The organism is Bradyrhizobium sp. AZCC 2230 (genome assembly GCF_036924495.1).
In the GTDB taxonomy this organism is placed as follows: Bacteria; Pseudomonadota; Alphaproteobacteria; order Rhizobiales; family Xanthobacteraceae; genus Bradyrhizobium; species Bradyrhizobium rifense.
This window is the reverse complement of sequence record NZ_JAZHRS010000001.1, coordinates 1,660,326-1,673,303: the sequence shown is the minus strand read 5'-3', so window position 1 is coordinate 1,673,303 and position 12,978 is coordinate 1,660,326. Positions and strand designations below refer to the sequence as shown.

The 12,978-nt window shown below is 62.4% G+C and carries 13 protein-coding genes; 7 read left to right on the top strand and 6 right to left on the bottom strand.

Going from position 1 to position 12,978, the window contains the following annotated elements; translation table 11 throughout:
* Window positions 1-118 precede the first annotated feature (118 nt).
* The gene (locus V1280_RS08075; protein ID WP_334521448.1) at window positions 119-448 is read right to left on the bottom strand and encodes a hypothetical protein; all 330 of its coding nucleotides are present in this window, start codon (window positions 446-448) and stop codon (window positions 119-121) included.
* An 813-nt stretch (window positions 449-1,261) separates the two neighbouring features.
* Here V1280_RS08075 and V1280_RS08070 point away from each other — a divergent pair.
* From V1280_RS08070 to V1280_RS08055, 4 genes are all read left to right on the top strand, one after another.
* The gene (locus V1280_RS08070) at window positions 1,262-1,477 is read left to right on the top strand and encodes a dodecin family protein (RefSeq protein ID WP_148773683.1); all 216 of its coding nucleotides are present in this window, start codon (window positions 1,262-1,264) and stop codon (window positions 1,475-1,477) included.
* Window positions 1,478-1,648: 171 nt separating this feature from the next.
* Window positions 1,649-1,966, top strand: coding sequence for a hypothetical protein (locus V1280_RS08065; protein WP_334521443.1), 318 nt, complete (start codon window positions 1,649-1,651; stop codon window positions 1,964-1,966).
* A gap of 144 nt (window positions 1,967-2,110) precedes the next feature.
* Window positions 2,111-2,290 (top strand): hypothetical protein, encoded by a 180-nt coding sequence (locus tag V1280_RS08060; RefSeq protein ID WP_334521440.1) that lies wholly within the window; start codon window positions 2,111-2,113, stop codon window positions 2,288-2,290.
* A gap of 30 nt (window positions 2,291-2,320) precedes the next feature.
* Window positions 2,321-2,626 (top strand): GcrA family cell cycle regulator, encoded by a 306-nt coding sequence (locus V1280_RS08055; RefSeq protein WP_334521437.1) that lies wholly within the window; start codon window positions 2,321-2,323, stop codon window positions 2,624-2,626.
* 223 nt (window positions 2,627-2,849) lie between these two features.
* On the opposite strand, the gene V1280_RS08050 is transcribed toward V1280_RS08055, so the two are convergent.
* Both V1280_RS08050 and V1280_RS08045 read right to left on the bottom strand, forming a co-directional pair.
* A complete protein-coding gene (locus V1280_RS08050) occupies window positions 2,850-3,713 on the bottom strand; it encodes a substrate-binding domain-containing protein (RefSeq protein ID WP_334521434.1) in 864 nt (287 codons plus the stop codon).
* 25 nt (window positions 3,714-3,738) lie between these two features.
* Entirely contained in the window at window positions 3,739-7,011 is a 3,273-nt protein-coding gene (locus tag V1280_RS08045) for an adenylate/guanylate cyclase domain-containing protein (RefSeq protein WP_334521431.1), read from the bottom strand.
* Between the two features lie 287 nt (window positions 7,012-7,298).
* Here V1280_RS08045 and V1280_RS08040 point away from each other — a divergent pair, with 287 nt between their 5' ends.
* The 3 genes from V1280_RS08040 to V1280_RS08030 all read left to right on the top strand — a co-directional run bounded on the left by V1280_RS08040 (window position 7,299) and on the right by V1280_RS08030 (window position 9,182).
* A complete protein-coding gene (locus V1280_RS08040) occupies window positions 7,299-8,108 on the top strand; it encodes an AraC family transcriptional regulator (RefSeq protein WP_334521428.1) in 810 nt (269 codons plus the stop codon).
* Window positions 8,109-8,201: 93 nt separating this feature from the next.
* Window positions 8,202-8,609, top strand: coding sequence for an ester cyclase (locus V1280_RS08035; protein ID WP_334521425.1), 408 nt, complete (start codon window positions 8,202-8,204; stop codon window positions 8,607-8,609).
* Between the two features lie 36 nt (window positions 8,610-8,645).
* The gene (locus V1280_RS08030) at window positions 8,646-9,182 is read left to right on the top strand and encodes a cupin domain-containing protein (protein WP_334521422.1); all 537 of its coding nucleotides are present in this window, start codon (window positions 8,646-8,648) and stop codon (window positions 9,180-9,182) included.
* 129 nt (window positions 9,183-9,311) lie between these two features.
* Here V1280_RS08030 and V1280_RS08025 read toward each other — a convergent pair whose 3' ends face one another.
* From V1280_RS08025 to V1280_RS08015, 3 genes are read right to left on the bottom strand one after another with little or no spacing between them, the layout of a single operon-like run.
* Entirely contained in the window at window positions 9,312-10,340 is a 1,029-nt protein-coding gene (locus V1280_RS08025) for an ABC transporter permease (protein ID WP_334521419.1), read from the bottom strand.
* A 12-nt stretch (window positions 10,341-10,352) separates the two neighbouring features.
* A complete protein-coding gene (locus V1280_RS08020; protein ID WP_334521416.1) occupies window positions 10,353-11,855 on the bottom strand; it encodes a sugar ABC transporter ATP-binding protein in 1,503 nt (500 codons plus the stop codon).
* A 23-nt stretch (window positions 11,856-11,878) separates the two neighbouring features.
* Window positions 11,879-12,901 (bottom strand): sugar ABC transporter substrate-binding protein, encoded by a 1,023-nt coding sequence (locus V1280_RS08015; protein WP_334521413.1) that lies wholly within the window; start codon window positions 12,899-12,901, stop codon window positions 11,879-11,881.
* Between the last annotated feature and the right edge of the window lie 77 nt (window positions 12,902-12,978).

Below are 12,978 nucleotides of genomic sequence, written 5' to 3'. Positions count from 1 at the left end.
GCGGATGCGGCGATCGAAAAGGAAAAGTTGGTGAGCTATGTCCGCTGCGTGGCCATTGTCGGATGTCAAGGCCAAGCCGCGCGGTACGTCAGCTAAGGGGCCAGTTCCAGACGTCACATCACTTCTTCTTTTCCTGGTCGGCGACATCGCGCCCCATCGAGAAGAACTCCTCTTCATGTGTAGCAATGGCCTGATCAACAGTGGCGAACCATCGACTGCGTTCCATCGGCTCGACTTCGATAAAAAGCTCGACAAATTGGCGATCGAACTCAAGGCGGGCGTTGACCGTCACTGGCAAGGCATAAAAGTCAGCGCTTTGGACGCAAAAAAGATGCGAGGCAACGTCCTCAAAGCATCTGAAGTGAACAGCTCTTTCGGCGTCAATTCGCTTCCAGATAGAGAGCTCTCGATACATCCGCATCCACTGACCAAGGTAATGGTCGCGCAATAGGCTTTCCAACAACCGACTTGGCGAATGACATCCATCGGGCGTTTATCGCCTGCGTTGGGTCATCATCCCGAGCGTGGCTTCGCTTTCTTTGCTACCGATGCTGGCCGCCTGATGTGCCTTTATCTGACATTAACCGAGAAGCTAACGTCAGCTGTGGGCCCGTGGGCGATCAAAATTGGGGGCTTCAGAAAAGGGAACGACGGGACGACACGTAAGCTCCCAATGGGTGTTATCGCCGACGTTCTCGTACATCCAATCGATTTCGACACTCTTGGTAAGCCGATCAATCCGGCCAGAGATGGTCGGCCTCCCATTCGCGTACTGGCTGCTGAACCCGACAAGCAAAGGGGTGGCCTTCGTGATCGATACAACGTTATCAAGGAACGACACTGTTTGACTGCCCGCGCTCACAATGATGCGGAGATTGGTGACGGGTCCAATTTCAACTCTGCTCCGGATGTAGCCACCAACTTACTTGTTCCGTTGCAAGCCAAAGTGACCGTCGAGCCTTGCTGCTGCGCATCTACGGACTGCGTCAAGGCAAGCCAAAGAACCGCACACATTAACCTCATCGACGACAGACCCTCGTTGCTGTGTCAGATGTCATCTTCATCGGCTGAGCTGCCGAGACCGCCAGCGCAAAGTCGGCTTCGGGGCCAAAAGCCGACACCCACGCCAAATGCAGTTTGTCCCTTATCGGGCCCCGGGCGACGTCCGAGACCGTATCGCGTCGTATCAGCGCCGATATCCTGATGCTAGATTGCACAACGGCAGGGAGCACCCCTGCTTCATACCGAACCGGAGGACGACATGCCTGATAGCGTCTACAAGGTCATTGAACTGATCGGCACCAGCAGCGACTCATGGGAGAAGGCGGCCGCTAATGCGGTCGGGCAAGCTGCAAAATCTCTCCGAGATCTTCGCATTGCAGAAGTCGTCAAACTCGATATGCAACTGGATGCGAAGGGAAACGTAGAGGCCTATCGCGCCAAGCTCAACGTTTCGTTCAAGTTCGACGGTTCCTGAGCCCCAGCACCTCGCCCCACTTACGGGGGCGAGGTTGGCTCACCCGAGATAGGCGCGTCGCGCGGCCCGTCGATTGGCGTTTGTGATCCATCCTGGAAGTAGCGCCCTGGTCCAGCTGGGACCCGATATGATTTGATGCGTGGGATGGGAACTGTAACGCGTGGTGACCTCATGTACATCGTCCTTCGCAAGTACACCAAGGTTCGTTCGGTTGCGGACGCTGCTCGCCGCGCAAAGAGCGGCATCGGTCAGATCCTGAGGCAATCGCACGGATTCAGATCTTACTACGTGCTGGATGGGGGCGACGGCGTTGGTGTCGCTGTGATGATATTCGAGGACCGCGAAAGCGCCAATGCGGCGAACGCTAAGATACTGGAGTTTGTTCAAGCAAGTCTGCTTGACCTCGATCTTGGAGATCCCGAAATCACTGCCGGCGACGTTTTAGTGGATATAGGACCTGATGCGTCCTCGGGCATAAAGTGTTCGTAAACGCCGCCAGTTGTGTGGGGTGCCGCCCCTTGCCGCTGCTGTTGATCTGATCGCCGTCACGTTGGAGCGATCGCGCTCTGGACATCCGGATGTCGTCCATCAGGAATATTCGACTGCGCATGCTTTTCGAGGAGTACCAACAACATGAAGCAACACGACTTCGAAGCATTTTTCGTCACAGCGATCGTCCGGACGCCGTTCGTGGCTATGGGCGCCGTGATGCCGCCCCGAGATCCCGAGGAAGACGAGGAGGACGAAGAGGACGACGAAGAGGAGGATGACGCCGACGAACCCGCAGTCGTACGCGAGCCGGACGAAGACTAGACTAGCCGGTGTCTGGCAGTCAGCGCTATAATGTCTGCCATGGACTGGGGTGCGAAAGACGTAGCGCTGCTTAAAAGGCTCTGGGCCGCAGGACAGAGCGCGGCGCAGATTGCGCGGCGTCTCGGATGTAGCCGTAACGCGGTCTGCGGCATGCTAACCCGTTCGGGCCTGAAGCGTGGCCACAAGCCGCCAACAGCAAGACCCAAGATAAGGCCGCACCCGAAGCTAAGGCCGGCGTTGTCAGCCGCCTCCACACGTCCAGTAGCAAAGAAGGTGTCGCGGAGCACAGCAGAGAGGCAGCAGCCTAAGGAATTCAGCAGCTTTACGCCATTCTAGCCGAGGCAGTCAGGAACACCGGCTAGGGGCTCACCACGAAGGTCGTTACGCTCCAGGTCCGTGCCTAGTCCAGATCGAGCGGGTTCGGCTGTAGTGAACATTTCCCAAGCCTTGGTCTGCTTCGGGTTACTTGCAGACATCGCAGGAGCAAGTGCCAAGATCCGCTAAGGGGCCAGTAGCAGGCGCCAACCACACGGTTCAGCGTGGAGCTGGCGAACCAACTTCAACGCGGCGACAATGGCTTCAATCCAGCCTTCGTGATGACGGCTGCGGCATCAGCAGCAGACAGGAATTTTAGGAGTTCGATCCCGACATCGGGATGTTGCGAATTTTTAGGCAGCGCCCCGACAAACAGAGTGGGAGGTTGCACCTCGGACGGCACCGTGCCCACGAAATCGATGCCGGGGACATGAATCAGTTCGGGGACTTGCTGAAAGCCGATGTCCGCCTCCCCACGGGCGACGACTGCCGCCACGGGCTCGCCTGAAGGGGGGCCTCGCACCTTGCGCGTCCGGCCGGCGAGTTGGTCGGCGACGCCGAGCTTCTTGAAGCCGATTGTTGAAAGATAGGTGCCGCTCGAGCTGTCCGAATAGGCAATGGACTTGGCCGCGAGCAACGTGCTGCGCATCGCATCCATTGTGCTGATGTCCGGCTTGGGTTGACCCGCTCGAACCACCATGCCGATGAATGATTCCGCAAGTGGCACCCGGCTGTTGGGTCGGGTCAGATCGCGCTGGTCCAGGAGATCGACGCCGACGCCGTCCATGATCACCACGTCGGCTTCCTCGCCACGAGCAAGGCGCGTCGGAATTGCTTCCGGGGAATCGCCAATCGACGGACCGCGCGTGGTAATGAGCTTGTGGCCGGTTGATGTCTCGAATGCTGGACCCAGCTCGCTGTAGACGCCGAAGAAACCGGCCGAGATCATCACCCTGACATCGGCTGCAGTAGCGCCGGCTGCCCAAACAAGGGTGACAAGGACAGCAAACAGGCAAGCGACATGTCGCGGCATGATGGCGCCCCAAGACACGCGATCGGTGTCATGGTGCCATCCTGCTTCTGTTTTGCCCGACGTGTCAAACCGCATTGGCTTCGGCTGTTGGCAGGCGCCCCTAGGATGATGGGGGCGTCCGCGGCGCTGAAAGTTTGGTCAGGCTTTCGGCCGCGCCCAACTCGAATGATTTGGCCATCTGCTGTTTCGCAACAGCGAGTGACCGCTCGAAATGAGCCCGCGCCTGCTCCACATCAGGCGGATCGAACGCCAGCGCCACCTCTCCGGCGATGCGGCAGGCTTCCGCCTCCTGCCAGCGTTCGCCACTTTCGCGGATGCTTAGCAACGCCTCTTCACACCAGCGCTGCGCATCGTCAAGCCGTCCGATCCGGGCGTAGGCCGCGCCCAAAGTGCTGAGATACCACGGCGCATAGGCCGTCGCGCCGGTGGATCGCATGGCCGTCATCCCGGCCTCGATCATGTCGGCGGCAGCGCGGTCCTGCCCCTCGAGGGCGAGCACGCGGCCGCGCAACAGCGTCCCATAAGCGTTCCAGAAGCGCGATCCTTTTTCGTCCGCGAGCTGCATGAGCTCGCGGGCAAGCTCCGCCGCCGAGTCCAGCTTGCCTGTGTAGATCAGCGTGAGTGACACATGGGCGAGCGCATACATCAGCGTGGCGGCGTGACCGAACTCGCGTGCCTCGCCGATCGCACGCTCCACATCGGCTGTCGCGGCGTCGGCGCGGCCCAGCGCCCACTGCGCAAAGGCGCGCCACGCCAATGCAGAGACGAGAACATCATGGCCAAACCGCATCGCCAGCGGGCGGTGCTCGGGGTGATGATACAGCGCCACGGCGCGGTCGAGCTCGGCGGAGCCGGCGGCCAGATCCCCGGCGAGCACAAGGGAAATTCCCATCAGGAGATGCCCGATCATGACGGGTGTTGTTGCCTGCCGTTGCCCGGCGAGGGTTTGAAATTGGGCGGCCAGCTCCCGCGTCACATCGGCCTGGAACGACATGCGGCTCGCGACCCAGAGGCCGTAGAGCACCGAAAACAGCAGAAGAGGATCGTCCGTCGTATCCCCGAGTTTCTCCGCATGCTCGATGAACGCGCGCGCCTGATCGAAGGCCGCCCTTGTCTCGGGCGCGGCATGGCCTTTGGTGTGGATGAGGGCGTTGGCGAGCTCGATCTGCAACGTGATCCGCTCACGCCGCAGCAATGCGGTCTCGGGCGATTTGGCGATCAGGTTGAGGGCGCGCGCGAGCTGTTCTGCCGCTTCGACTAGCGCCGATCGGGACAACGAGCGCCTTCCGGCCTTGCTCCACAGGCTTGCTGCCTTTTCGAGTTGGCCGGCTTCGGTGTAATGCCGCGCCAGCACTTCCGGCTGACTGTCGGCGATGTCGACGAAATCGATTTCAATGGTCTCGGCGAGTGCAGCGTGGAGCGCGCGACGCTTCTCGCGCAGGAGCGTGCCATAGGCAGCTTCCTGGATCAGCACATGATTGAAGACATAGTGCGCATCCTGTGGCTCGCCTTGTGGTTCGCTCTGGCGAAACAGCAACCCCGCACCGACGAGACGGTCGAGCGCACGGCTCAGCTCAGGCTCCGTCAGTGGCACGATGGCGGCGAGCAGCGCATGGCTGAATTCGCGACCGATCGTGGCCGCGATCTGCGCAACCTCCTTGGCAGGACCAAGCCGGTCCAACCGCGCCATCAGGGATGCGTGAAGGGTGGCCGGCACCGAACTCGCAGCCGCAGGGATCGCTCCAACCAGTCGCGTTTCGGTGCCTGCTTCCAGCACGGCCCTGGTCATCTCTTGGATAAACAAGGGTATTCCGTCGGCGCGATCGATGATCTCCTTACGTATGTCCGCCGGAAGGGGGTGCTCTCCGATCACCTCATCGAGCAGAGCTTCGGTCTCCTGCGCGCCAAGCCGCGCGATCGTCATCGCATTGACATGAAACCGGGCAGCCCACGGTGGCGCAAATTCGGTGCGGAACGTCGCAACCAGCAGCACGGGAAGCGCGGTAATCGCCTCGATGAGTTGGCCAAGCAGTTCGAGGCTGGTCGGATCGACCCAATGCAGATCCTCGAAGATCATGAGAACGGGACCGGAGCGCGCCTGGCTCTGGATATCCAGCACGATCGCCTCAAACATGCGTTGGCGGCGCTGCGCCGGCGTCAGGCCATCGGTGGGATAGCGACCGTCATTGGCGAGCTGGACCATGTCGGCAAGCGCTGCCCTGTGTGAGACAGGCGTCGATGAGCGGCCAAGCACCGTGTCGAGTTTGTCCAGGCGTGTCTTCTGGTCATCTTCGCGCGTAAAATTCGCGCGCCGCTCGATCTGCTTGATGATCGGATGAAGCGCCGAATGGGTGTGCTGCGGGGAGCAGTAGTAGCGGAGCTGCGTCGGCGCATCCGCGGCGACCTGCTCCAGAATGGCGGCCACCAGGCGCGATTTACCGATGCCCGCTTCGCCGGCAATGAGGACGACTTGCCCGTCGTTCGTTCGCGCCCTGGACCAGCTCTGCGTCAGCACCGCGCATTCGCGCTCGCGTCCGACGAGGGCGCCCAATCCGCGACGATGCAGGGCGTCGAAGCGGCCATCGACGGCGTTCATGCCCTCGACTGCCCAGGCCTCAACCGGTCCTGCGAGGCCCTTCAGGTGTTGTGCCCCAAGACTCGTCAGCAGGAAGAGATCGCCGACCAGCCGTCGCGTTGCGTCCGCGATCACCACCATTCCAGGCCCGGCAACGGCCTGCAGACGGGCCGCCAGATTTGGCGTTTCGCCGACGACACCGCGCTCCTGCGCCTCTCCGGAGCCGACGATGTCTCCGACAACGACCAGTCCCGTTGCGATCCCGATACGCACCTCCAGCCGGCCAGGGGCCGCCGTATCGAGCTTTCCGACCGCAGCAATGATCCCAAGTGCCGCCTGCACGGCGTGCTCGGCATCGTGCTCATGGGCCCGCGGATATCCGAAATACACCAGCACGCCATCGCCCATATATTTTGCGACGAAGCCGCCGTTCTGTTCGACGACCGCTGCGCAGGTCCGGTGGTATGCACCGATGATCTTCCGCAGATCCTCCGGATCGAGCTGCGTCGACAGGGCCGTCGAGCCGACGAGATCGCAGAACATGACCGTCAACTGGCGCCGTTCGGCGACGTCGGGGGCCGCGTCCGCCGCCGCGGCGGAGGATGCGGTGTTGTCGGAGGCGTGCAACTCACGGATCGCGCGCAAAATCTTCTTGCGATCGCCGAGGACGATTCCCAGCTCCCGGAGGTCCTGATCGTTCAGATCTCCCAGGACGGAGATATCGATGCGATTTTCGAGAAACCGCTGGGCATAGGCAGACATGCCCAGCTGCTCGAGCCACTCTTCGATTTGCTGCATTCAATCCTCGACCCCGATGCAATCTGGCGCGGGGCTGTGGCGGGATCAACCGGGAACCTTCAGGAAACAGCATCCGCTTGCTCGATTTCCCACATTCACCCCCACCTGTTCACGAATCGGCCCGCTTCGCGAAGCGGATTGTCGACGGAGCCAATGCGGGTGACCTGCTCCCGTTTTGCCCGAGCGCGGGGTTCGCCTCAGCCCGGCTCGCGGCCCCGTAGGCGCGATGGGCTTATTGTCGCCTGGCTCAGCGCGACTTATGCTTCTGCCATTGAGGACCGCCCTTGATGGATATCAAACGCGCGTTACCCCACCTCCAACTTCGAGACGTCGTGCGCTCGTTCGAGGAGAGACGCGTGGAGCTGGGGAGCGCGGTGTTGACCTGGCCCGTCCCCGCACGGCCGCATCAAATCCTGGATATCCATCTGGGTGAGCCATATCAGGTTCGCATCGACGGTGGGAAGGCAAGCGCAATACCGGATATGAATCTGGTCGGACCGCAGACCTACCGTCGCGCCCACGTTTGTCTGTCAGGCTCGGTCCACGTTTTCAACATTCTGTTCCAACCGAGCGGCTTGAACCGATTGGTTGGAATCAACATGATGTCGCTGGTCAATCAGGATCCCGCAGCCTCGGATGTTCTCGGCAAATCCGCCGAGGCGCTTCGCGACGCCGTGCACAAGGCATCGGACTTCGGTCTGCGCGTCGCCGCCGCCGAGCGTTGGATCGAGACGATGCTGGAGAGGCGGAGCCCGGACGGCCCGATCGGCCTCGCGTCCCGCCGCATGATCGCCGTTCGCGGCGGTGCACGGATAGACGACCTCGTCGCAACGTCGGGGCTCAGCACCAGTCAGTTCCAGCGTCGTTTTGCGACTGAGGTCGGAATGACCCCCAAACTGTTTGCACGAACGATCCGGTTCGACAGGGCGCTGGCCGCTCGGCGCGACGCCCCGAGGAGGCCCTGGACCGACATCATTCACGAGCTCGGCTATTTCGACCAGGCCCACTTCATCCGCGAATGCCACGCTTTCGCCGGCTTGCCGCCGAGCAGCCTCGTCGGTGACTGGGACAACATTTTTTTCCCCTCGAATGACTAGAATATACAAGCGCTTTCGCCAGCTGTTCTGCGAGGTTTGCCCGGCCGGGAGACCACGGCGGCAATCAGAATGACGCGGTGCGGAGCGACGGGCATGTCGACGAATCTGGAACGTTTCAGGGCGATCGTCGAGCGCGGCTTTTCCCGGGGAGACCTGACCGTCGCGGACGAAGTCTGCTCCGAAACGCTGATCGAACACGAGTATCTGTCGAAGGCCGATGTCCCCGGTCCGCAAATCCTGAAGGCTCAGATCGAGGATGCGAGGCATAGCATCAAGGACCTGCAGCTGACGATCGAGGCGATCGTGGAGAGCGGCGATACGGTGTGGGCGCGCAGCAAGGCGACAGGCATCGATCCGCGCTCGGGAAAGCCAGTCACGATCGATGTCATGGACATCTGTCGATTTGCCGATGGAAAACTCGTCGAACACTGGGGCGTGCCAGACCGGTTTGCGCTTCTTCACCAGATCGGAGCGCTGCCGCCTCCGGCCAAACGAATGTAACGCCGGGCAGACGACCGCGGTTGGAGGAGGGGCATCATGGCAACGCCCAGGATACTCGGCCCGCATGAGGGCCATCTTGCAATTCTCGGGGGCACAAGCGCCCGGCTTATGATCGAAGGGGACGAGGCCGGCAAGCGGTTCGCTCTTGTTGAACATCCGATGCAGCCGCGAGCCCTGGCCGCGCCCATGCACCGGCATCACCGCGAAGACGAGTACAGCTTTGTCCTCGAGGGCAGCATCGGGGCACTGCTCGGAGACGCCGTCGTGATCGGTCATCCGGGAGACCTGATCTTCAAGCCGCGCCAACAATGGCACACGTTTTGGAACGCCGGGGACACGCCCGCCCGGATACTGGAAATCATAACGCCGGCTGGCTTCGAGAGCTATTTCCGCGAGCTGGGAGCAGAATTGACCGGCGGCCCGCCTGATCCGCAGCGGCTCGCTGCGCTCTGCGCGCACTACGGGCTCGACATGGACATGAGCAGCGTTCCCAGCCTGATCCAACGCTTCGGGGTTCGTTTCCCGGGAGGACCGTCGCCAAGGCCGCATCCTAAGGGCGCGCCGCCATGGTGACATTCTGCCCCTGTTTTGCCCGACGTGTCAGACTGAATTTCGGAAATATCGCATATCGCTCCGCGCCAAATTCCCCAATGACTTGTACTGTGCATGGGGTTGTTTTCGCGGTTTTGTTTTGCGGGCTGTCTAGTCCGCCGCTTTTTCTCGTAGCCGCTGCGCATAGACGTTGATGATCAGCGCCATCAGCAGGATCACGCCGCGGATCAGGATCTTCAGGAAGCTGTCGATGTTGACGTGGTCGAGGCCGTTGTTGAGAACACCGAGCACGAACAGCCCGACGATGGTGTTGCCGATGCCGCCGCGACCGCCGAACAGGCTGGTGCCGCCGACGACGACGGCGGCGATGGAGTCGAGCAGATACGTGTCGAACTCGTTCTGCTGCGCGCTGCCGAAATGGGCGACGCCGAGCATGCCGCCGATGCCGGAGCACACCGCCGAGATCACCATGACGGCGCCGAGGATGAGCTTGACGTTGAGGCCGGAATATTCGGCCGCCTCGCGGTTGCCGCCGACCATGTAGATGTAGCGGCCGAAGCGCGTGTAGGTCAGCACCAGGTGGCCGCCGAACAGCATGATGGCGGCGACGATCACGATCCAGGGGATGCCGCCGATCGAGCCGGAGCCGAGCGTCGTGATCAGGCTCGGGACCTTGTAGGCGATCTGGCCGCGCACCAAGAGCGCCGAGATGCCGGCCGCGATCTGCATCATGGCCAAGGTCATGATGAAGGAGGGGATGCCGATCACGGTCAGCCCCAGCGCGTTGACGAGGCCGAGCGCCGCGCAGAGCAGGAGCGCCAGCAGGATCGCGGCTGCGCCGGCGAGGGGGATGTTCGGAATGTTGACGTAGGATTCCTGCAGCGTGAAGTAGGCGACCGCAATGCCGGTGACGTTGGCGATGCCGGCGATCGACAGATCGATCTCCGCGCACAGGATCACGAAGGTGAGGCCGACGGCGATGATGCCGGTCACCGACACCTGCGTCAGGATGTTGCCGAGATTGTCGATCGTCGCGAAGGAGGGGCTCGCAAGAGCGAAGAAGCCGGACAGGAAGATCAGCGTCAGGAACGGCGCGATGTTGCGCATCTGCGAGCGCAGGAAGGGCGCAAGGCCCTTTGCGCGCTGGCCCGCCGCGGGTGCCGTCTCACTGCTCACCATTGTGCTTCTCCGTCACGCCGCTTCCAGCAGGCGGTCCTTGCTGACCGGCTCGTTCTTGAATTCCCGCACCACAGCGCCGCGCTTGAGCACGAGGATGCGGTCGGCCAGCGACAGCACCGTTTCCGGCTCGGTCGACAGCACGATGATCGCGAGCCCCTTGGCGCGGAGGTTGCGGACGATGTTGATGACGTCGTTCTTGGCGCCGACATCCATGCCGCGGGTCGGCTCGCACAGCACGAGGAGCTTCGGCGGATAAGAGAGCCACTTTGCGAGTGCGACCTTCTGCTGGTTGCCGCCGGAGAGCATGCCGAGGTCGAGGCCGACCACCGGCGGCCGGATCTGCAGCTGCTCGACCTGGCGCTGCGCGATGTCGCGCTCCTGCGCCGGCTTGAGCAGCAGCGACGAGATGCGGTCCAGGATGCTGATCGAGATGTTCTTGTAGACCGGCTCCTGATGGAACAGCATGGCGCGCCGGCTTTCCGGCACCAGCGCCACGCCGGCGCGCCGCGCCGCCGCCGTGCTGGCAAATGTCTTTGGCTTGCCGTCGACGGTAAGCCGGCCGGCGTCCGGCTTCAGCTTGCCGAACAGGATGCGCGACAACTCCTGCTGGCCGCAGCCCATGAAGCCGTAGATGCCGAGCACTTCGCCGGCGCGGGCCTCGAAGGAGACGTCTTGCAGGCTGCGCGCCAGCGACAGCTGGTCGACTTTCAGCACGACCGAACTGTCGCCCGGCTTGGGCAGCATCAGATCGTCGCTGTAGCTATGCTCGAGCGCTTCACCGCCGCGACCGATCATGGCCTCGATCAGCGCGCCCTTGCTGGTCGCGGCGCTCGCAGTCTCCGCGACCTTCCGCCCGTTGCGGAACACGGTGACCGTATCGGACACGCGAAGGATGTCCTCGATGAAATGCGAGATGAAGACGATCGCCGTGCCTTGCTCCCGCAGCCGCCGCAGCGTCGTGAACAGCCGCTCGACCTCCGGCGGGGAGAGGGCGGAGGTCGGCTCGTCCAGGATGACGATCCGGGCGCCCGAGAACAGCACGCGGGCGATCTCGATCAGCTGCTGCAGGCCGATCGGCAGGTCGCCGAGCCGCGACATCGGATCGACGTCGATGCCGAAACGAGACAGCTGCTCACCGGCTTCCCGCGCCATGCGCCGCCATTGCACGAGGCCGAGCCGGTTGGTCGGCTGGTTGCCGAGAAAGACGTTCTCCGCGACGGTGAGGTCGGGCGCGACGGAGAGCTCCTGATGCACCATGGCGATGCCGGCCGCGTGCGCATCGCGCGCCGAGCGGAAGTGGGTCTCCTGGCCGTCGATCAGGAAGCGGCCGGAGAACTCGGTGTGCACGCCGGCGATGATCTTCATCAGCGTGCTTTTTCCCGCGCCGTTTTCGCCGACGAGACCGTGGATCTCGCCGGGAAGCAGCGCGAAGTCGACACCACGAAGCGCTTCGACGCCGCCGAAGCTCTTCGTGATGCCCTGGAGTTCCAGGATGGGCTGTTGACCCTCAGGCATGCAAGATCAGATCTTGGAGGACTTCAGATCAGGAAGTGATCCTGCATCCACTGCATGCCGGCGGCATTGGCCTTGGTCACGACCGGGCCGTCGGTGACGACGTTCTTGGGGATGCCCTGGCCGCTCTTCTCGCCACCTGCGACGGCCGCGACACCTGCGATGATCGCGCCGCCATGGATGCGGCAGGACGGATTGCGGACGGTCGCGAACATACGGCCCTCGCTCACAGCCTGGATCGCCGGCGGCATCGCGTCCACACCACCGATCAGGATGTTGGTACGGTTATGCGCCTTCATGATGTTGGCGGCCGCAAGCGCCATGTCGTCATTGTGGAAGAATGCCGCGTCGATCTGCGGGTATTTGGTCAGATAGGTTTCCCAGAGCCGCGCGGTCTTGGAGACGTCCCAATCGGCCGGCTGGGTGTCGAGCACCTCGATGCCGGGGAATTGCTTAACGACGTTGTTGAAGCCCTTGGCGCGGCCTTGCGCGCCTGTATGTCCGAGCGCGCCTTGGGTCATGATGATCTTGCCCTTGCCGCCCATGGCGTTGCACAGCGCCTGGGTCACCGAGGCGCCCATGAACTCGTTGTCGGGGGCGAGGAAGGAATGGACGTTGATCTGGTCGAGCGGCGCAATCAGCGTGTCCATGTCGATGACAGGCGTGCCGGCGTCGATCATCTTCTGCACGGGCTGGGTGAGGGTACCGATGCCGAAGGCCTGGATCGCGACAAAGTCCCATTTCTGCGAGGCCATGTTGTCGATCGCCGCGCGCTGCTTGACGGCGTCGAGCTGGCCATCGAACCAGGTGACCTCGACGTTGAACAGCTTGCCCCAGAATTCCGCGGCTTGCTTGCCCTGTGCGCACCAGGTCGCCTGGAGGCCTGCGTTGGAGAATGCCGCCTTCAGCGGCTTCTCGGATCGTCCGACTTCGGCTGCAAGTGCTGGATTTATGGCCATGCTGCCGAGGATGGCAGTTGCGGCGCCGGCGGTTGCTGCCGCCTGAAGAAGATCGCGCCTCGTCGTCGAGAAATCTTTCGTCCCGGACATCGCTCGCTCCCATATATTTTATCGTCGGCGCGGCATTGGTTGCGCTACCGATCTCGGAAAGTGTCTCACAAGAGTTG